The 21,257-nt window shown below is 40.7% G+C and carries 15 protein-coding genes, 1 tRNA gene and 1 pseudogene; 3 read left to right on the top strand and 14 right to left on the bottom strand.

What is annotated here, in order from left to right:
- Window positions 1-380: 380 nt before the first annotated feature.
- The 3 genes and pseudogenes from acnA to BLP92_RS02135 all read right to left on the bottom strand — a co-directional run.
- Window positions 381-3,104 (bottom strand): aconitate hydratase AcnA, encoded by a 2,724-nt coding sequence (acnA, locus tag BLP92_RS02150; RefSeq protein WP_090840136.1) that lies wholly within the window; start codon window positions 3,102-3,104, stop codon window positions 381-383.
- Window positions 3,105-3,236: 132 nt separating this feature from the next.
- A complete protein-coding gene (gene selA / locus BLP92_RS02145) occupies window positions 3,237-4,661 on the bottom strand; it encodes an L-seryl-tRNA(Sec) selenium transferase (RefSeq protein ID WP_244516620.1) in 1,425 nt (474 codons plus the stop codon).
- A 738-nt stretch (window positions 4,662-5,399) separates the two neighbouring features.
- Window positions 5,400-5,588, bottom strand: a pseudogene (locus BLP92_RS02135) (Rdx family protein); the annotation flags it as partial.
- A gap of 187 nt (window positions 5,589-5,775) precedes the next feature.
- Here BLP92_RS02135 and selD point away from each other — a divergent pair.
- Window positions 5,776-6,804: a selenide, water dikinase SelD gene (gene selD, locus BLP92_RS02130; protein ID WP_425284410.1), complete on the top strand. Its 1,029-nt coding sequence runs from the start codon at window positions 5,776-5,778 to the stop codon at window positions 6,802-6,804.
- Between the two features lie 380 nt (window positions 6,805-7,184).
- On the opposite strand, the gene selB is transcribed toward selD, so the two are convergent.
- Window positions 7,185-9,062, bottom strand: coding sequence for a selenocysteine-specific translation elongation factor (selB, locus tag BLP92_RS02125; RefSeq protein ID WP_090840128.1), 1,878 nt, complete (start codon window positions 9,060-9,062; stop codon window positions 7,185-7,187).
- 112 nt (window positions 9,063-9,174) lie between these two features.
- Here selB and BLP92_RS17930 point away from each other — a divergent pair.
- Window positions 9,175-9,271: transfer RNA gene (locus BLP92_RS17930), tRNA-Sec, on the top strand.
- A gap of 102 nt (window positions 9,272-9,373) precedes the next feature.
- A complete protein-coding gene (locus BLP92_RS02120; protein WP_090840127.1) occupies window positions 9,374-9,826 on the top strand; it encodes a DUF2621 family protein in 453 nt (150 codons plus the stop codon).
- A gap of 15 nt (window positions 9,827-9,841) precedes the next feature.
- Here BLP92_RS02120 and BLP92_RS02115 read toward each other — a convergent pair whose 3' ends face one another.
- The 10 genes from BLP92_RS02115 to BLP92_RS02070 form a co-directional block, all read right to left on the bottom strand.
- Window positions 9,842-10,351, bottom strand: coding sequence for a CcdC family protein (locus BLP92_RS02115; RefSeq protein ID WP_090840125.1), 510 nt, complete (start codon window positions 10,349-10,351; stop codon window positions 9,842-9,844).
- A gap of 94 nt (window positions 10,352-10,445) precedes the next feature.
- Window positions 10,446-10,652, bottom strand: a complete 207-nt coding sequence (locus BLP92_RS02110; RefSeq protein ID WP_090840123.1) for a cation transporter — start codon at window positions 10,650-10,652, stop codon at window positions 10,446-10,448.
- 22 nt (window positions 10,653-10,674) lie between these two features.
- A complete protein-coding gene (locus BLP92_RS02105; RefSeq protein ID WP_090840121.1) occupies window positions 10,675-13,071 on the bottom strand; it encodes a heavy metal translocating P-type ATPase in 2,397 nt (798 codons plus the stop codon).
- Window positions 13,072-13,088: 17 nt separating this feature from the next.
- On the bottom strand, window positions 13,089-13,382 hold the full coding sequence (locus tag BLP92_RS02100; RefSeq protein WP_280138078.1) for a metal-sensing transcriptional repressor: 294 nt from the start codon (window positions 13,380-13,382) through the stop codon (window positions 13,089-13,091).
- A gap of 382 nt (window positions 13,383-13,764) precedes the next feature.
- On the bottom strand, window positions 13,765-15,552 hold the full coding sequence (locus BLP92_RS02095; RefSeq protein ID WP_090840115.1) for an ABC transporter ATP-binding protein: 1,788 nt from the start codon (window positions 15,550-15,552) through the stop codon (window positions 13,765-13,767).
- Window positions 15,545-17,299, bottom strand: coding sequence for an ABC transporter transmembrane domain-containing protein (locus BLP92_RS02090; RefSeq protein WP_090840114.1), 1,755 nt, complete (start codon window positions 17,297-17,299; stop codon window positions 15,545-15,547). Before BLP92_RS02090 ends, BLP92_RS02095 begins: the two co-directional genes overlap by 8 nt.
- A 3-nt stretch (window positions 17,300-17,302) precedes the next feature.
- Window positions 17,303-18,370 (bottom strand): tRNA 2-selenouridine(34) synthase MnmH, encoded by a 1,068-nt coding sequence (gene mnmH, locus BLP92_RS02085; RefSeq protein WP_175444146.1) that lies wholly within the window; start codon window positions 18,368-18,370, stop codon window positions 17,303-17,305.
- A gap of 114 nt (window positions 18,371-18,484) precedes the next feature.
- Window positions 18,485-18,706 (bottom strand): YneF family protein, encoded by a 222-nt coding sequence (locus BLP92_RS02080; protein ID WP_090840110.1) that lies wholly within the window; start codon window positions 18,704-18,706, stop codon window positions 18,485-18,487.
- A 138-nt stretch (window positions 18,707-18,844) separates the two neighbouring features.
- Complete coding sequence (tkt, locus tag BLP92_RS02075; RefSeq protein ID WP_090840109.1) at window positions 18,845-20,842, bottom strand: transketolase; 1,998 nt, start codon at window positions 20,840-20,842, stop codon at window positions 18,845-18,847.
- 157 nt (window positions 20,843-20,999) lie between these two features.
- Complete coding sequence (locus BLP92_RS02070) at window positions 21,000-21,236, bottom strand: DUF896 domain-containing protein (RefSeq protein ID WP_090840107.1); 237 nt, start codon at window positions 21,234-21,236, stop codon at window positions 21,000-21,002.
- Window positions 21,237-21,257 lie beyond the last annotated feature (21 nt).

Below are 21,257 nucleotides of genomic sequence, written 5' to 3'. Positions count from 1 at the left end.
CCGACGGTGAAAGTTCATACCGCCTCCGGCAGAAGGAGGCCGGAAGATCCCGCAGGACATCAGTCCAGCCGAAGATCTCCTCCACTGCAGGTCAGTTGCAGCGAAGTCTTGTATTATTATCAACACTAAACATTTGCAGAGCTTTTTATTAACACAGGTTAAACATGCCGGTGACTCAGGGAGTTTAAGATGATTTAAAGATACGGGGTTGACTGGAGCTGCAGAGCAGCTGATAAATTTCCTCCGAAAAAGAGCAGCGCAGGAACTTGGCAACTTGCTGGGGAAAACTCTATTTCACTTTCCTACTCTGTCAGTTTACTGATTTAAAAAAGTAAAAACTGCCGGAAGCAGAGGCTGCTTCCGGCAGTTTTTTTAAATTATTAAGCTTTTTGGAGAGTATTACGAAGAACCATTTGCAGGATCCCACCATGACGATAGTAGTCTATTTCAACTTCGCTGTCAAAACGAGCAATAACTTCAAATGTTTTCTTTTCTCCTGTTTCATCATCTGTAGCAGTAACTTTTACTAAATCACGAGGCTGTACATCGTTGGTAACCTCTACATCAAAGTGCTCCGTACCTTTCAATCCAAGCTTTTCAGCATTATCTCCTGCCTGGAACTGAAGAGGAAGAACTCCCATCAAAACAAGATTACTTCGGTGTATTCTTTCAAAGCTTTCCGCTATAACAGTTTTAATACCCAGCAGATTCGTACCTTTTGCTGCCCAGTCACGGGAGCTTCCCATTCCATAATCCTGTCCTGCAAGAACTGCCAGATCAGTTCCCTCTTCTTTATATTTCATACAAGCATCATAAATTGCCATAACTTCACCTGTTGGCCAGTGCGTCGTATAACCGCCCTCTGTGCCAGGAGCAAGCTGGTTTTTGATACGAATATTTGCAAAAGTACCTCTCATCATTACTTCATGGTTTCCGCGACGGGAACCATATGAGTTAAATTGAGCCGGGCTTAAGCCTTTGTCCATTAAAAATCTTCCCGCAGGACTATTTTTCGCAATCGCACCTGCTGGAGAGATATGGTCGGTTGTTACAGAATCACCCAGCTTTGCCACCGCACGTAAATTAGATAGTGGTTTTACATCCTCAGGCTCTGGTGAAAGATTCTCAAAGAAAGGTGGATTTTGGATATACGTTGATTCATCATCAAAGTTATACAGATCCCCTTCAGGAGTATCAAGCTCATTCCACTGTTCATTGCTGCTGAACACTCCGGCATATTCCTGCTTAAAGAGCTTAGGATCCACAGCTTGTTCCATCGCAGCCTGGATTTCCTCATTGGATGGCCAGATATCCTTAAAGAACACATCTTCTCCATCTTTATTTTGACCTATCGGCTCATTATAGAAGTCCACATCTACTGTACCCGCAAGAGCATAAGCTACAACAAGCGGTGGGGAAGCAAGATAATTAGCTTTCACCAGTGGATGAATCCGCCCTTCGAAGTTTCTGTTACCACTTAATACAGAAGAAACTGTAAGGTCATTATCTGCAATAGCTTTTTCTATTTCTTCCGGCAGAGGACCGCTGTTTCCGATACAGGTTGTACAGCCATAGCCAACCAGGTTAAAACCAAGCTGATCAAGATAGCTCATCAGTCCTGCATTTTCGAGATAGCCCGTTACCACTTTTGATCCCGGTGCAAGACTTGTTTTTACATATCCAGGAACTTCAAGACCTTTTTCTACTGCTTTTTTCGCCAGAAGTCCTGCTCCAAGCATTACGTGTGGATTGGAAGTATTCGTACAGCTGGTGATTGCAGCAATAGCAAGTGCCCCAGTTTTTAATACGGACTTGCTTCCATCGGTATGGGTAACTTCAGCCTGCTTATCAATTTCTTCCGGAGACAGACCAAATCCCTTATTGCTTACCGGTGCTGTTAAAGCCTGCTGCCATTCCTTTTTCATATCAGCTAATTCAATAAGGTCCTGAGGACGTTTCGGCCCGGCAAGGTTAGGCTGAATCGCACTTAGGTCCACTTTTAATACATCAGTGAATTCCGGATCTTTATCACCGGCAGTATAGAACATATTATTTGCTTTTGTATAAGCTTCGACCAGTTTTACTAATTCTTCGCTGCGACCGGTAAACCTCAGGTAGTTGAGCGTCTCATCATCCACTGGGAAGAACCCGCAGGTAGCACCATATTCAGGTGCCATATTGGAGATAGTTGCACGGTCTGCAAGTGTCATTTCTGCTAAGCCCGGACCGAAGAATTCAACAAATTTTCCTACAACATTTTTTTCGCGAAGCGCCTGTGTGACTCTTAATGCTAAATCCGTAGCTGTCGCTCCTTCAGGCATAGCTCCTTCCAGTTTTACCCCTACTACTTCAGGGACCGGGAAATAAGAAGGCTGCTGCAGCATGCCTGCTTCCGCTTCAATACCGCCAACACCCCAGCCAAGAACACCGAGACCGTTGATCATTGTAGTATGCGAATCAGTTCCAACCAGAGAGTCCGGATAGGCGACTTTTTCCCCGCTTGCATTTGTGTTTTCCTGTACTACATTGGCAAGATATTCAAGGTTTACCTGGTGTACAATACCTGTAGCTGGTGGAACCGCCCGGTAGTTATCAAGGGATTTCTGTGCCCAGTTAAGGAACTTGTAACGTTCCAGATTCCGTTCAAATTCCAGTTCCATATTCCGGCGTAATGAATTTGGAGAACCAAATTCATCTACTTGGACAGAATGATCTACAACCAGATCTACCGGAATGGCAGGGTTAATTTCTTTCGGGTTCCCACCAAGATCGGACATTGCTTTTCTTAATGAAGCAAGATCCACTACCGCAGGAACCCCAGTGAAATCCTGAAGTATAACGCGGGAAGGCTTAAATGGAACATCAATATTCTTCACATCTTTTGTGCCCCATTTTGCAAGGTTTTCCACGTGTTCTTCTTTAATAACACGACCATCATACTGACGTAAAACAGATTCAAGCAGTACCCGGATAGAATAAGGAAGACGATTCACATCGCCGATTCCTGCTTCGTTCACCGCTGCAAGATCGTAGTAATGGTAAGTTTCACCATTCACGTCAAAAGTTTTTTTGGAATTATAAAGTGTTTCTTTTTCGTTAGACATATGTAGTTCCCTCCTCAGTAATAATCATATAACATATTTTCAAAATTGTCTAAAACCTGTTGAGCAAAAATCCAAAGATTATATATGCCACCCACTATTATGAATTGAAAACGAATACAATGCAAGCAGCAATTATGGTGTTGCAGCTCTATCCAGCGCCTCTAATGCCTCTTTAATTTCCAGCCAGTCATCTGGATCCACCGTTCTCATATCGAGCAGTACTTTATCATGCTGAACCCTTCCTATAACTGGTACTTTTCTTTTTCGCAGAAAAGCTTCCGTATCCTGCACCTTCCACCCCGATTTAATAACTTTCAGCACCGCAGTAGGGAGTTCTGCAAGAGGCATTGTGCCTCCTCCCACCTTAGAAAAGTCATCAGCAGTTTCCACAGTAACAGTGGATAAGGAAATTTCGCTGCATCTTAATTCCGCTATTTGCTGCAATGTACTGAGAGAAACAGTAATATCCCTGACTGCAGGAATATCCTCCTGCGGATTTTCACTGTAAATATATTCAAACAGCGTAGCTTCCAGCGCAGCCAGCGTCATCTTGTCAAGACGCAGTACGCGTGCAAGCTGATGTTTTTTTAGCGCATCCACATATTTCTTTTTTCCTGCGATAATGCCAGCCTGCGGACCTCCCAGCAGTTTATCGCCGCTGAAAGAAATTAAATCTCTTCCTTCAAACAGATTTTTTTTAATTTCAGGTTCGTCACCTATTCCATGTCGATGGAAGGGATAAAGTGAACCGCTGCCCAGATCATCATAAACAATAATTTCGTCTTTACCCTGTTCTACTAATTCTTTTTTAATTACAGAAGCGTCAACGCTTTCAGTAAACCCAATCAGAGCAAAGTTACTCGTGTGCACTTTCATTATCATATGCGTATCCTCTGAAATACGCTCCATATAATCGGTTATACGCGTTTTGTTTGTGGTACCTACTTCCACTAACTCAGCTCCGCTTTCCTCCATAATAGAAGACACTCTGAATGAACCGCCTATTTCTACTAATTCCCCGCGGGAAACAAGTACTTCTTTATGCTTTGCAAGAGCAGTCAGAATAAAGTAAACTGCTGCAGCATTATTATTCACCACTAATGCTGCTTCAGCTCCAGTAGCTTTAATAATTAATTCCTCAACAATCGAAGTTCTGGAACCTCTGCCCCCCGACGCGAGATCATATTCCAAATTGGAGTAGCCGGTCGCAATGCTTAATACATGTGATGCAGCTTTTTCACTTAACCGTGCTCTGCCAAGATTTGTATGCAGTACCGTACCAGTTGCGTTGATAACAGGTTTGAGGTTCCAGAGGGAATTCTGCAGCTGAAATTCAACCTTTTCAAGAATAAGCTTGCATGTCTCTTCTTTGGAATGAAGATTTATTCGGCCGGCCAGAGCATCTGCCCTGATTTTTTCTGCTGCAGACTTCACGCTTTCCTTAAATAATTTTGGAAGAACATTGTAGCGTGCCTGTAATTCGATTACTTCTTCAGCGGACATCATTTCGTGAACAGAGGGGATATAACGTACACCGTACATATCTTTTCTGCTCACGACTTAATCAGCTGCTTTCTCTTTTTTTCATCTTCAATAAGTCCATAAGAATAAAAACTGAAACCCAGAATAATAAAAATTTTAATCAGCTTACCCAGCATGATCTCCGCTCCTCTCTTTTTCCATCTATTGTTATTATATCTAAGAGGCAGCACAGTGTCGAACGCTAAGCAGGGACTTATTTGATTTATGATTGTAATTAACTTGTTTTCATTCTTTATTCAGCTTTTTAATATTAGGCTACCTTGAAAATAAAAGTATTGCTAAAAAGAAGCAATTATACTGCTTCACTTATGGAGATGCTTACCCAAGGGCTTGTTCTCGTAAATTTTGACGGAAAGAACGTCCGCCAAAATGGATTCTCGAACGGCGCTCATCTTTTGGTGTCCTCTCCTTCGTGACACAGCAGTATTAATTTCCATACTTCATGGTGCAAAAATTTTGCATGAGTGTCTCTGTTAAAATTGCCTGTTAATAAAAGACAGCTTGCCAAATGCGGCGGTTCCTTTTTCTTCACTTGCCGCGGATTATTCCTTCAGTTACGCCTTGGAAAAAAGCAGAGTTCCTCACAGCCAATCCAAGAAAGCCAAAAAACGTCTTTCTTGGATTCAAGATCCCGCATCGAAGCGAGAAAGCGGAGGAGCTCTTCCACGGCAGGCCGGTCTGGAGCAAAGTTTCTTTTGATATCAACAACAAAGCCCATTATTAAACCAGATACAATTACCGCTGTGCAGAGCATTACCGTTCAGATGCTATTTTCTTAAGTATGTCTTCAATCGCAGGAAATTCACCTGTGTCTAACTTAGAGTAAATTTTTTCCTCTTCTAAGAAAATTTCAAAAGCTCCACCGCTGGAAGGAATTAACTCCAGCACATTTATTTCTCCCCGTAATTCATGGAAAAGTTTTTCTGCGAAACTCGCAGCTTTGGGAGCATAATTTCACTGCATACAGAATTCTAACTTAAGTTTCATAGGGATCCACCTCCATATAAGTTATTATCAGCGTAGTGTATCGTTTGGCTCAGGTCAATATGGAGGTTATAATAGATAACGTTAGGAAAGGAGGAAATTAATAATGGAAAATATTTTTCAAGGCAGCAAAAGATTAACACAAATGACAAAAAAAGCTGGTTGAGGCTGCAAAATTGGTCCAAGTGACCTGACGCAAGTTTTGCGTCATTTGCCGAAAGACAGTGGAAATGAAAATTTACTTGTGGGCATTGATACGAAAGATGATGCCGGGGTGTATAAATTAACGGATGAGATTGCTCTTGTCCAGACAGTTGATTATTTCACACCAATTGTGGACGATCCTTATGATTTCGGACAGATTGCTGCAGCAAATGCTTTAAGTGACGTATACGCAATGGGCGGAAAGCCTGCTACAGTTTTGAACATCGTTGGATTTCCTATCAAAAAACTTCCACCGGATATGCTAGCATCAATTTTACTGGGCGCATCCGATAAAGTAAAAGAATCGGGTGCCGTGCTCGCAGGTGGACATTCTATTGATGATCCTGAGCCGAAATTCGGATTAAGCTGTACCGGGATCGTTCACCCGGACAGAATCTTTAAGAATGTCGGGTCTAAACCGGGAGAAGTACTTGTGCTTACAAAACCTCTCGGTGTAGGAATTATGACAACTGCGATTAAAGCAAATAAAACTACGCAGATGGAAACCCGCGCCGCTACAAAAGTAATGGCGGAATTAAATAAAACTGCTGCGGAAAAATTAGAGAAATATCATCCCAGCGCTGTTACTGATGTTACTGGTTTTGGCCTGGTAGGACACGGCTATGAAATGGCTTCCGGCAGTAACGTATCTTTTCAGCTTGATTTTAATGCAGTTCCATTTTTACCAGGAACTGAAAGACTTGCAAAGGCAGGAATTATTCCAGGCGGCACAAAAGAAAATCTTGAGTGGCTTAAAGACGAAGTTTCTTATGCGGATACTTTAAAATATCATGAGAGAGCCAGCATAGCTGATTCGATTACTTCAGGCGGTCTTTTAGTCAGCATGGACCCAGAAGAAGCCGAACATTATATTCAGGATATGGAAGATTCGTTATATGGAGCTCATATAGTTGGAAAAGTAATTGAGCCGGGAGATAAGACTGTTTATGTAACTCAGAATAACAATTAATTACACTGGATGTTAAGTGATTAAAATAAGACAGTTTATAAATATACGAAGGAAGCGCCCGTCGATGCATTCAACGGGCGCTTCAGTCTTTTAAAAGTTAAATTTCTGTTTAAGCCAATATTTCTATGCTTTTGTCTTAGACGGTACATTATCCGCATGGTAAACTATATCAGCTAGTTTACCATGCGGATATTCGAATCGTTCTATTTTCTTCCAGATTGCACCTTCTGCAGTTTGAACTTATATAGCAACGACATAATTATATAGGAATCAGCTGAGATACGAAAATTTCCAATTAAAAACCCTTTCCTTCACGGTGTCCGGGAGTGCCGGCGAATTGGAAGCACAGTCTGAAGATCCAATACAGCTGAAGTTTTTTTCTAGATGGGTTTTTTCCAGATTCTTTTTTCATTTTCCCGCTTTGTCAGTCCTTCTCTGTCCAGCAGCTCGAGCAAAGGAACTAGAAATTTACGGGATAGGGACAAGGTCTGTTTTGCTTCCTGCAATGTAAAAGCCTCACCGGTATTTTTCTCTAAACGTTCTACAGCATTTGAAACAGCCTCTGCTGAAATAATATGTTTATCATCAAGTTCGAGCATTTTATGCTTAGCCAGAAATTTCCTCAGCTCCAGTTCATACTCCTGCGGGATCCCCGCTTCTTTAATTACTTCAGTGAAAGGAGTAGGCTGAAGACCTTCTGAAATGAGCCTGGTTTCTGCCTGTTCCATTCTTTTTTTCCATTGTTTTGGGTAACCGGCGCTGTGCTCCGGTAAAAATATTTCTTCGTTTCTTCTTTTAATTTTGTTGTTTTTCTCAAAATAACTTGTAAGTAAGGCTGCTGCCTGTTCAGAAATTGGCGAATCATTATTGATTTCCGCAATATTTTTCCCCTGGCGCATAGGATGTTTTTCATGATAGTTTTTTAGTTTATCCAGCAGCACTGCTTCCTGGAACTTTACTTCTTCTGCAAGAAGCCACCAGTCTTCCAGTACTATAAAGTTTGTTGAATGCAGATAAACTGCTTCCAGCTCCTCCGTTGAAACAGATATCCTGCCTAAAAGATCCTCTTTCTTTACTGCTTTGTTTTTCTTTAGCTCCGCGGTAATTCGTTCTTCAGGAGAACCTTGATTTTGAAGTGCAAGCATTTCCACAGTTTCTTCGCCGAACCTGTACTTTTCTCCATAAGGATTAATCACGCTTCCTCCACCAATTGTTTCAGCCGGGGATGGCCTGCGTAAAATAAATCGATCATTTCTGTCCGCAATAACTTCTTCATCCAGTCTAATTTGACAGAGAATTTCTTTGCTTTGGCCAGGGTGCAGCTCATTTCTGTCAAAAAAAACTATCTTCCCATATACTTCAGAGGTACCTATATGGATTTTTACAGGTGCTCTTTGTTTCAGCACATGAGAAAATAAAGGTACACAGTGCAGAGTGATATCCAACACTTTTGTTTTAGGAAAACTGCCTTTCACCAGGACATTTCCTCTTTCTATTTCTTCATAATTTATGCCGGTTAAATTAAGCGCAGTCCGCTGTCCAGCGCTGCTTTCTTTTCTATTTTCGTGATGGACCTGCAGCTGTTTCACTCTAAGATTTTTATTTTGAGGAAGTAAAGTTACTATATCACCTTCTGCGACACTTCCGTCAAATATCGTTCCCCGTACTACCGTTCCGTGTCCTTTTACACTGAAAGACTGATCAATCGGCATCCGAAATCCATTACCTGCATTCTTATGGTCTATTTGAGATAACAAACGAGCGATTTCTTTCTCCAGCAGGGGTATTCCTTTTTTTGATACGCTGTCCAAAAATATTATGCTGCTTCCTTCCAGGAAGGTGTTTTCAGTATGTTCCATAATATCTTCTTCTACTAGCTCTTTCATTTCTTCATCTATTAGATCTGCTTTAGTTACTGCAACAATACCTTTTTTAATGCCTAGTAAGTGCAGTATATGCAAATGTTCATTTGTCTGCGGCATAAATCCTTCATCTGCAGCTATCACAAGAATAACTGCATCAATTCCCGCTACACCAGCTATCATCTGTCGAATAAATTTTTCATGCCCTGGTACATCAACGATAGAAACTTCCAGTTCATTCGTCTGTAGAAGCGGTGCGTAACCTGGCTCAATGGAAATTGATCGGTCTTTTTCTGCCTGCAGCCTGTCAGTATCAATATTTGTTAAAGCCTTCGTGAGTGTTGTTTTGCCATGATCAATATGGCCTGCCATTCCAATTGTATAATAGCGTTTCATAATATACCTCCTGACTCTTAAACTATTTTAGCTGAAGCCGCTGAGAATTACGAGTCTGAGTTCTCCCCATTGCATTATCCCTGCACCCGTATTATAATGAATTTCGTGTCATGGGGTCGGATGTGTAGCTGGTGCTTACCTGGGCCTTCAAAGCCTTTTGGGAGGCGCGTGTCGTCTCCGGTGGGTTCGATTCCCACACGATCCCGCCAATTTTTCGCTGAAGCCGGCTTATGCTGGTTTTTTTAGTTTTATTACTTTTTTTATTTTCCTTTATGACGTAAAATAGAATCAACAAGTGAGGTGGTTCTAATATGGAAGACATATTCATGTGGTTTATTATGATTTGGTCCGTACTTTTTTTCGTTCTTATATCTATTGGTGGATACTTTATGTTCAGAAAATTCCTTAAAAAACTGCCTAAAAATGATGGGAAGTCTATCCTTGACTGGCAGGAATATTATATTGACCAGGCACTTCCTCTATGGACAGATGAGAAGAGACAATTTTTAAATGAACTTGTGGAGCCGGTTCCAGAATTATTCAGGGACATTGCCAAGCATAAAATAGCAGGACAGATTAGTAAATTTGCATTAGAAGAAAATGCCAGAGAGCTGGATGAGGCTTTAATCATTAAAGGTTATATAGCAGCTACTCCGAAGAGAGACCATAAATTTCTCCGTAAAAAATTAAAAGAAAAAAATATTGATGCAGCTCCTTATGAAGTTTATTTTGATCAGGCGCCGAAAGAAATAAAAAACGCTTAGCACCGGGGACCGGCGCTAAGCGTTTTTTAATGTAACAGAATTTTTATCTAAATGATTCTGTTCATAAAGTTCTTTTTCTACTTCTTTAAATTTCAAAAACATTGCTATTCTCCAGGGGAGAAGCATTCCAAATGCTAAAATGAAAAACATGCCTGCCAGCACTTCATATTCAAAATAGATGCCGAAAGTCAGCTTAAATAATAATCTTACTGCCAGCAAACCAACTAAAATAATTGGCAGCATTTTAGATCTTTTCATGTAAACATTGTTGTCTCTTATCTCAAACGAAGATGTTTTTATTAATAAGATGGAAAATAAAAGTCCTACAATAAATGCTTCAGCCATTTCAAGCCACGTAATTTCCTGCACCGGCGGATATAAAAACATTAAAAATCCTGTGGACATAGCAAGCGGCGGTATTAGTATTTTTTTTGCGGTTGCTGGTTTTTTCATAGATTTCATGCGGACAAATAATGCAAACACTGCCATCATCATCGCCAGCACTGCAAATAAAACAGCGTACATGATAGGTCCCCCTTATCGAATTAAGACAGCATTAGTATAGCATAATTTGCATAAAAAAGGGGCGGCAAAGTAAAAGGTCTGCCGCCGAAACTGTTTATTTTTTAACATCATACCCCTGATCTTCAATTTCTTCGATAACTTTTGCGAGGTCAGCATTATCTTCCATCTTCACAAGCACATTCCCTTTATCAAGATTTACTTCAGCATTTGTTACGCCTTTTACACCTGCTGCTGCTCCTTCAACCGCAGATTTACAATGCCCGCAAGTCATACCTTCTACTTGAATCAGTTCTTCTCTCAAAATAAACACCTCCCTTATAAAATTATACTTCTTTCAAAGACGCTAATTTAACTTTTTTCAGCCGCAGTGAATTCGACACTACAGAAACAGAACTGAATGCCATAGCAGCTCCAGCAACCCAAGGCGCCAAAAATCCTAATGCTGCAATCGGAATACCTATGGAATTATATACAAAAGCCCAGAATAAATTCTGCTTAATATTTCGAATAGTTTTCTGACTAAGCTGCACAGCCTGAAGGATTGCCCGCAGATCCCCTTTCATTAAAGTAATATCTGCAGCTTCTATTGCAACGTCCGTCCCGGTACCAATCGCTGCTCCAATGTCAGCAGTTGCTAGCGCCGGAGCATCATTTATTCCATCTCCCACCATCATGACACGTTTCTTTTGCTTTTGTAAACTTTCTACAATTCCTGCTTTTTCTTCGGGAAGAATTTCGCTGAATACGATATCTATTCCTATTTCTCTTGCAATAGCATTTGCTGTCCGTTCATTATCACCGGTGATCATCGCAACTTCATAACCTGCTTTTTGCAGCTCATGGATTGCTTCTTTCGAAGAACTTTTTATTTGGTCAGCAACTGCGATTATACCAGCTATCCGGGCATCCACCGCGGTAAAAATAACCGTTTTCCCATCAGCTTCCCAGGTTTCTGCCTGGCTTTCGGCGCCTGACAAATTCACTCCATTTTCCTTCATCAATTTTCTTGAACCCACCAGGACTGCCCTCCCCGATAGTGCACCTTCAATACCATGTCCAGGTACTGCCTGAAAAGAGTCGGGTTTAAATAATTGATAGTTGTTTTCTTTCGCATAATGAACGACCGCTTCCCCTAAAGGATGTTCTGAAGCAGTTTCCATTGAAGCTGCAATTTCTATAAATTCCTGTTCATTAATTTTTCCGAAAATCTTTATATTCGTTACTTCCGGTTTACCTTTTGTGATTGTACCAGTCTTATCCAGTACTATTGTGTTGATTTTATGGGTTCTTTCAAGATGCTGTCCTCCTTTAAACAAAATTCCATTTTCAGCACCCTTGCCCGTGCCAACCATTATGGAAGTAGGAGTAGCAAGACCTAACGCACAGGGACAAGCAATTACAAGAACTGCTGTAAAATTAATGAGTGCAGTTTCAAATGAAGCTCCTGCAACAAAATACCAGCCGAGAAAGGAGAGTACTGCTACACTAAAAGCAGCCGGCACAAAATAATTGGATATTACATCAACCATCCGTTGTATAGGAGCTTTGGACCCCTGTGCCTCCTCCACCACTTTGATAATTTGTGATAAAGCAGTGTCAGAACCGACTTTTGTTGCTTGAATAGTTAATGTTCCATTTTTATTAATAGTAGCTCCCACAACTTCTTTTCCTGCTTCTTTATCTACCGGAACACTTTCTCCAGTAAGCATTGATTCATCTACACTGGAATGTCCGGATTGAACAATTCCGTCTACAGGGATCTTTTCTCCTGGCCTTACTATTACCTGGTCTCCCTTTACAACTTCTTCGATCGGAATTAATATTTCTTCCTCACTGCGGATAACTAATGCTTTCTTTGCCTGCAGACCCATTAATTTTTGAATCGCTTCCGAAGTTTTTCCTTTAGCTCGGGCTTCTAAAAGTTTCCCTAACAGTACGAGTGTGATAATAATAGCACTCGTTTCAAAGAATAAATTTACTTCACCGATCATTACGAGATAAATGGAGTATACATAGGCAGCTGTCGTCCCCATCGCCACCAGCACATCCATGTTTGCGCTGCTGCCCCGTAAAGACTTGTATGCTCCCTTATAAAACTGCAGGCCAGCGTAAAATTGAACAGGTGTAGCAAGTGCCCACTGCACATATCCGTTCATCAGCCAGTGCGGCAGCAGCATTTCGTCAGGGTAAAAATGATCAATCATCGTAATAAATAAAGGTACGGAGAAAATTAAAGAAAACAGGAAAAGAAACCGCTGTTTTTTATATGCACTCTCTTTTTTATTTTCCCTGGCGTCTGCATTAATTACTCTAGGTTCATATCCCAGTTTCTTTACTTTTTTAAAAATTTCTTCTTCACTGATGAATGCTTCAGTGTATTTCACAGAAGCTTGTTCGGTTGTTAAATTCACATTCGCCTCTTCTACTCCGTCTGTTTTTGAAAGCACCTTTTCTATACGGGAGGAACAGGCGGCGCAGGTCATTCCTTCTATTTGAAACTGAAGAGATTCATTTCTAACTCTATAGCCAGTCTTCTCGATTTTTGCTTTAATATCTTCAAAGCTTGAATGACTGTCATCGTACGTAACTTTTGCCTGCTCTGTTGTTAGGTTAACCTCTGCATCCACACCTTCTTGTTTATTTAAAACTTTTTCAATTCTGGAGGAACAAGCTGCACAAGTCATCCCATCAATTGGAACTGTAATCGTCCTGGAACTCATTTCATATCCTCCCTTTGTCAGGTTTTTGAAAATTGTTTGATCACCTGCATTAATTCTTCTATGGATTCTGTTTGGTCTCCTGACTTAACAGCACTGCTTACACAGCCTTTTGTGTGCTCTTCGAGTATATCAAACCCTACTTTTTTTAAAGCGGCCTGTACGGCAGTTAATTGCACAAGAATATCTATACAGTACCGATCCTCATTTACCATGTTCTGCAAACCTCGAACCTGGCCCTCTACTCTTTTCAGCCGGTCATTTAACTGTTTTTTTTCTTTTTCAGATCTCGGATGAACCTTTTGAGAATGCATCATCATTATCACCTCTGTTTATACTATACCCTCGTAGGGTATATGAGTCAATATTTTAAACCTGTATTTAATTGAACTATTGGACGCCTGTTTAAAGAGTGAGCATTGCTCCGCTCTTTAAGTCGGCTGCGCCAATGCTTTCGGCGGGAAGTGCAACGGCCTCTGGAAGAACGAGCTGGGAAAATCCCGCAGTGATGCGAGGAAGCGGAGGAGATCGTCTACGGTTGGCCGAATTGCAGCAAAGTTTCCTCTTATCGACAATGAGTATTGACAGAGCTTAAATCTTAAATTTAAAGTTTGATTTTATTTACACTTCGTCGAAGTTTAAATGATTGTTATAAAATGCGCGAATGGTTTCCCGGCTAATATTACCTTTCAATTTCTACTTTTGTATATAATTCATCCCTTGCTGGAGATGATACATTTTTTCATATATCCCTTTTTTAGAAATCAATTGCTGATGGGAGCCCTGTTCAGCTATCCTTCCCTGTTCCAGCACGATAATATGGTCAGCTTCTTTAATAGTAGAAAGACGGTGTGCTATCGCAATCGTAGTTCTTCCTGCACGTGCATTTTTTAATGCATCCTGAATTTCTGCTTCCGTCTCTGTATCTATACTAGCCGTAGCTTCATCAAGTATTAAAATTTTAGGGTTATGCGCGATAGTTCTTGCAAAAGAGAGCAGTTGTCTTTCCCCTGTAGAGAGCGTTGTTCCTCTTTCTCCGATCACATGATCGTACCCATTATCCAGTTCCTGAATAAAGGCATCTGCTCCTACGGTTTTTGCAGCGGTGAAAATTTCTGCTTCAGTGATATTTTTATTGTAAAGCCTAATATTATCTTTAATGGAAGCAGCATATAAAAAAGCATCCTGCTGGACCAGTCCAATATTTTTTCTTATTTCCTGAAAAGGAATGGTTTGAATTTCTTTCCCATCAATCAAAATATTTCCTTCCCTGATAGGATAAAACCTCATTAAGGCATTAATGAGGGAACTTTTTCCGCTGCCAGTCTGGCCAACGATCGCGAGCATCTCTCCTTTATCTATTCGAAACGAAATATCACTTAGAACCATTTCATTTTCAAAATAGGAAAAATGAACTTTTTTAAATTCTACATTCCCTTTTTCAATCTGATATCCTGCGTTTGGCTGCTGTTTGGGAGGAGGTTCGTTATGATCCATCAGCCTAAACACTCTTCCTGCTGATATCATTGCCTGCTGAAACATAGATAAGCGCTGCATAATCTGATTTACAGGTTCAAAAAATCTGTCCAGATAATTTACAAAGGCATAAACAACTCCTATTTCCACCGGCCCCGTAAATGAAGCCGCTCCAAAGTAAGTTAAAACTAGCATCAAAGCAAGTATAGAAATTAAGTCAATTGCCGGACGCAGCAGCAGCCCGTCTAATTTCATGCTTTTCATCCAGGAATCCTGGTGCTGCTGATTTATAACTGCAAATTCCCTGGACATTCTCCGCTCCTGCCGGAACATCTGAATCACACTCATGCCTTGAATTGATTCATTTAAACGCGCGTTCAGCTGACTGAGCTTCTCACTCATATCCGCATAAAAAATTGAACTGTATTTCCGATAAAAGTAAATCACAATTAATAATAATGGAAGAATTAAAAGAGCAAAAGCTGCGAGGGCAGCATTTAAATAGAACATTGCTGCAAATATCCCTATCAAAAAAATAATATTTTGAAGAAAATTTGCAAGGACCGTAATATATAACTCTTTCACCTGCTCTGTATCATTTGTGATTCTGGAGATTAGACCCCCAGTAGGGAACTGATCAAAAAAAGACAATCCGAGGCTTTCTACTTTTGCAAAAATATCAACTCTAATATCCTGAATGATAGAGAGCGCTACTTTCTGAAACAAATAGCCCTGTATGTAATTCATCACAGCGGACCCTGCATAAAGCAGGAGATAGACGACTCCTAACGTAATAAGTGCATCCTGAACAAAATTTCTCGGCGCCAGATAATCATCTATAAAAGTTTGAATAATCAGCGGTCCTGCCAGATCTGCTGCGGTACCTCCAATTAACAAAATCATTGCAGCAATTATTAATTTTTTCTCTTTTCCTGTATAAACAAGCAGGCGCCTGAATACTTCTTTTTGAGGAAGGGGATGCAGTAATTGTTTATGTTTGTTATTCATCACCATGCCCCTCCTCTATTTTCATTTCTACCTGCTGCGCTTCATACATGGTTTTATACCAGCTTTCAAAATGCATTAAATCATTATGAGTACCTTTTTCTGTTAACTCCCCCTGATCAAGTACAGCAATTTCATCGGCATGCATAATTGCACTAAGTCTGTGCGCCGTGATAATCGTAGTTTTATTTTGTCTGATTTTCTTTAAATTCCGCAAAATAAATTCTTCTGTTCTGGCGTCGACTGCGGAGAGAGAATCATCCAATATAAGAATCTGCGGATTTAAAAGCAGTGCCCTTGCAATGGATATTCTCTGTTTCTGTCCTCCGGAAAGTGTTACTCCCCTTTCCCCTACCATGGTTTCATATCCTTCTGTAAATCTGCTAATATCAGCATGTATTCCTGCATGCCTTGCCGCTTCAATAATTTCTTTATAGGAAGCATCAGGTTTTCCAAAAGCGATATTATCTGCAATGGTAGCTGAAAATAAAAAATGATCCTGCGGAACAAAAGCCACAGCGTTTAAAAGGGCATTCTTCTCAAAACTTCTGATAGATTTTCCGCCTATATATATATCCCCATCTTTAATATCAAAATCTCTTAATAGTGCTTTAACCAAAGTAGTTTTCCCACTTCCAGTTCTTCCTGCAACACCAAGAGTATTTCCTTCCTGGAGTTCAATATGTATATCTTTTAAATTCTCTTCCGTCTCATCATAGGAAAAACGATCAATCTGAAATGAAATATTTCCCTGGGGGACCGTGGAAGCTGCCTGCGCGCTGTCTTTAACATCCATAGGCACTTTTAATATATTATTTACCCTGTCATTCGATGCTCTGCCTCTTTCAACAATATTAAAAAACCAGCCGAACGCAAGCATCGGCCAAATTAGAAGCCCCAGATATACTGTAAAACTTGTTAACTGCCCGATAGTAATCGCTTCATTTACAACATATACTGCACCAAATGCGATAGAAAGAAAAAAAGACATACCAACCACTAATGAAATGGTCGGATCGAACAAAGCATCCACTTTTGCTACAGCCATGTTCTTTCTGACTACGTTATTGGACTGCGATTTAAAAGAAGACACCTCTTCGTTTTCATACCCGTGCGCTTTCGTTACTTTGATTCCACTCATACTTTCCTGAACTTTATCATTTAAAGAAGAAAATGCCTGCTGTGCTCTGCTGAAACGCTTATGAAGCATTGAACCATAGATAGAAGTCATCAAAGCCATAAACGGCATCGGAATTAAAGCTATTAACGTAAGTTCCCAGCTGATAGTGAGAGCCATTGTAATAATTACAAAACTTCCCATTGTTAAAGAATCCACCAGTGTGAGTACACCTGCACCGGCAGTTTGTTCTATCGCACGTATATCATTTGTAGCGTGCGCCATTAAATCCCCTGTCCGCTTTTTCTGATAAAATTTACCACTCATTAAAGTGAAGTGTTCATAAAGTTTATCGCGGAGAATTCTTGCTAATTTTATCGACGCCCCAAAGATAAGTATTCTCCAGACATACCGGAGTAGATAGGATAATACGCCAATTGCCAGCAGCACTGTCATCCAGATGAGAAGCTGCTGCTGCGTTAAAGCTTGTGCAGAAATTCCATCTACGACCACACCGATAATATACGGAGGGATCAGTGTTAGCGCCGATACTAAGATTAATATGAAAATCCCAGTAAGATACCTCCACTTTTCCTGTTTGAAGTACCAGCCTAAATCCACAAATACCTTCATAATTTATACCTTCTTTACTTCCAGCATAATTTCTGATTGCAGCAATGGCAGAATATCTTCTTCTTTTAAATCTGATATATTCAGATACCGCTTGTAATCTTTTTCAATATAACCTGTTTGTTTGTGCGAGTAGCTTGGATCATAATAATTTTCGAGCAGGCATTTAAAAATACTGTAGTAATCATCTTTCTTTTCGGCTTCTTCAATGAACTTTCCTGCGGCAGGTTTCAGCCTTTTCTTTAGTTTATTTAAAGCTTCATGAAATGATTCTTTATGATTTTGCGGCTGATATTCTTCCAGAAGATACTGGACCCTCCTGTCCATGTTATCAGTCAGTTCAATAAATCTCCCGTATTCTTTTTTTTCCTGCAGCCACTCCGGAAGAATAATAGGCCCGATTCTTTTGCTTTCTGCTTCGATCAGCACATATTCTTCTTTTTCCAATCGCTGCAGTTCTCCCACTAAGAGCCATTCGAATTCTTTTTGAGAGCGCTTATCCTTGCCTATATGACCAAATATTGAACCGCGGTGGTTCGCCAGTTTTTCAAGATTAAGTACAGGGTAGCCTTCCTCATGAAGTTTTTCCAGCCATACTGTTTTTCGAGTGCCTGTATGTCCGCTGATAACAACCATTTTCCAGGAAAGGGAAGATAATCTTGATAATTCTTCCTGCACATATTGTCTTACACTGCGCATACCGCCTTCCAGGCGTTTCACGGGGATATCCAGACTATTTATTAAAGAAACAAAAGATCCGCTTCTCATACCTCCTCTTGCACATGTAATCACTAATTCCCGGGCATTATTCTTTTTCAGATCGATAATTTGTCTGTAAAAACCGGGTAATTTTGCAGAAAAAATTTCGATTCCGAGCGATTTTGCTTTATCCGGACTATCCTGTTTATAAGCTGTACCCACTGTGGCGCGTTCCTCATCAGTGAATAAAGGCAGATTTATACTCCCGGGAATATGAAATTCTTTATATTCTGCCGGGGAACGGACATCGATTACCTGGGTATTTTTATCATCTATTTCATTAAACGGTACGGAAGGTATATAAATGCTGGTCATATAATTCATCCTTTCGTTAAGACTACAAGAAAAGAGCTGCCTGGATTCCTCCAGGTCAGCTCCTCCATTTACGGGCATTACGCTGCAGGGTCTGTGGAAGAGCCCTGCTTTATATTACTTATTCTGCTCGTTGTTCATTGCTTTCATCATTTGATTTATTTTCTTCTGGGATGGATTCATACCCATCTGCATCATCATTACTCTCAGCATCTTTTCGTTAATTGGCGGGTTCTTCTTCATATAGTTCATCATATATTTTCTTGCAATAAAAAACCCAGCTGCGATTCCTGCTAGTAAAGCGATGACGATTAACAAAATTGCCAGCCACAATTGCATCGCCTTGACCCTCCTTCATCTATTTACAATTTCTAACCTTCATAAGTATACACGACTGAAGTTCTTTTGCAAAGACGTTAAAAAGAAACAATTAAAGTAAAACCGCCCTCTGGTAAACAGAGAGCGGTCAAAGTAAAGTTATTTATTCAAAAGCTGTTTAAAGCGGCTGACTACGTTATCTTTATGGAAACCATACTCTTCCATGATTTTTCCGCCCGGAGCAGAGGCACCGAAGATACTGATGCCAAGAACAGAACCTTCATCTCCTGTATAACGTTCCCAACCAAGTGGATTTGCAACTTCAATCGCAAGGCGTGCTTTAATATTGGAAGGGATCACGCTTTCTTTATACTCTTTTGACTGTGCTTCAAAAAGATCCCAGCTTGGCATAGACACAACATTTACATAAATACCTTCTTTTTCAAGCTCCTGCTGGGCTTCTACAGCAAGGGAAACTTCTGATCCGGAAGCAAGCAGGAGACCATCCGGCTCCCCGGAAGCATCTGATACTACATAAGCACCGTGGCGAACTCCCTGGTTTGCCCGCTCTTTTGTATTTGCGAGCGTAGGAAGACCTTGGCGCGTTAATACAAGGGCAGTAGGTGTATCTTTTGATTCTACTGCAATTCTCCAGGACGCAGCTGTTTCATTGGCATCTGCTGGTCTCAGAAGTGAAAGCCCCTGCAGTGCACGCAGCGCAGGCAGCTGTTCCACCGGCTCATGCGTAGGTCCATCTTCTCCGACAGCGATACTGTCATGTGTAAATACAAAGATAGACGGAATCTGCATAATCGCTGACAGCCGAAGTGCAGGACGCAGATAATCAGAGAATACAAAGAACGTAGCTCCAAATGGTTTCACTCCTCCGTGAAGTGCCATACCGTTTACTGCACAAGCCATCGCAAATTCTCTTACCCCGTACCAGATATTACGTCCAGCATAATTATCTCTTGTAAAGTCTACTTCGTCATTCATCATCGTTTTGGTTGAGGAAGCAAGATCAGCTGAGCCGCCAAACAGAGATGGTACATTTTTGGCGATTGCATTTAAAACTTCTCCACTTGAAGCACGGGTAGCCGGAGCATCTCCCTCTTCATATACAGGAATATCCTTATCCCAACCTTCCGGAAGATCGTTATTGATAGCTTCTTCCAGCTGTTTCGCAAGTTCCGGGTATTCATTTTTATAAGAATCAAACAGTTCATTCCATTTTTGCTCTGAGTCTGCACCTTTTTCTTTTACCTGTGCAAAATTTTCTTTCACTTCATCCGGAATATAAAAAGTTTCTTCGTAATCCCATCCATAAGCTTTTTTCGTGGCAGTTACTTCATCTTCCCCAAGCGGCGCACCGTGAGAAGAATTTTTACCGCTTTTATTCGGTGACCCAAATCCAATTACTGTTTTTACTTCAATCATCGTAGGGCGGTCATCTTTACGTGCAGCTTCCAACGCTTTGGAAATCTTCGCAGTATCATTTCCATCCTCTACGTAAATTACCTGCCAACCGTATGCTTCATACCGGTCTGCAACGCTCTCTGAGAAGGACTGATGAAGATCTCCGTCCAAAGAAATATCGTTGGAATCATAAAGTACGATAAGTTTACCTAACTTAAGGTGTCCCGCAAGAGAAGCTGCCTCTGCAGAAACCCCTTCCATTAAATCACCATCTCCACAAATGCTGTAAGTAAAATGATCTACTACTGGATAGTTTTCTTTGTTATAAGTAGCAGCCAGATGTGCTTCCGCCATTGCGAAACCTACAGACATTGCGATACCTTGTCCTAAAGGTCCTGTAGTAGCTTCCACTCCCGGCGTATGTTTGAATTCAGGATGTCCTGGAGTTCTGCTTCCCCACTGACGGAAGTTTTTTAAATCATCAAGCGTAACATCGTACCCCTGCAGATGAAGCAGGCTGTAAAGGAGCATGGAGCCGTGTCCAGCTGAAAGAATAAAGCGGTCCCGGTTAAACCAGTTCGGATTCGCTGGATTGTGCTGCATAAATTCTGTAAACACTTTATACGCCATAGGAGCTGACCCCATAGGCATACCCGGATGGCCGGAATTCGCTTTTTCAATTGCATCAATTGATAATGTTCTAATCGTGTTGATAGACCTTTGTTCCACTGAAGTAGACATAAAAGATTACACCCTCACTTTACATTTTTATTTTTCTCACATATCTTATGATAAACGTTTCCAAGAGGTTAGACAACCTATAAGTAGAACTTTCCTTTACTTAATTAAAGACAAAATAAAAAAGCCGAGTGGAAAACTCAGCTTTTTGCAGTAGCATTTAATGAAGCAGGTTATTGTTTCTTTTTTCTTTTTTTACTTTGTCAGGAGTAACGTCATTACCTTCCTCATCAACGACCTTTACAGAACTTAACTGGTTCTTAAAAGAGCTTCTTACATTCTTCAGGTATTCTTTTCGTAATTCTTTTTGTTCCTTCTGCTCCCTCAAAGAAAGGCCTTCAGACTTTGACTTTCGGGCTAATATATTAATCCGGTCTAATTTATCTTTACTTATCAATGTAAATCCTCCAATAGCTGT

Origin of the sequence: Alkalicoccus daliensis (assembly GCF_900103955.1) — a bacterium.
Taxonomy (GTDB): Bacteria; Bacillota; Bacilli; order Bacillales; family Salisediminibacteriaceae; genus Alkalicoccus; species Alkalicoccus daliensis.
The sequence above is the reverse complement of the archived record's forward strand: the minus strand, read 5'-3'. Positions and strand labels throughout refer to the sequence as shown.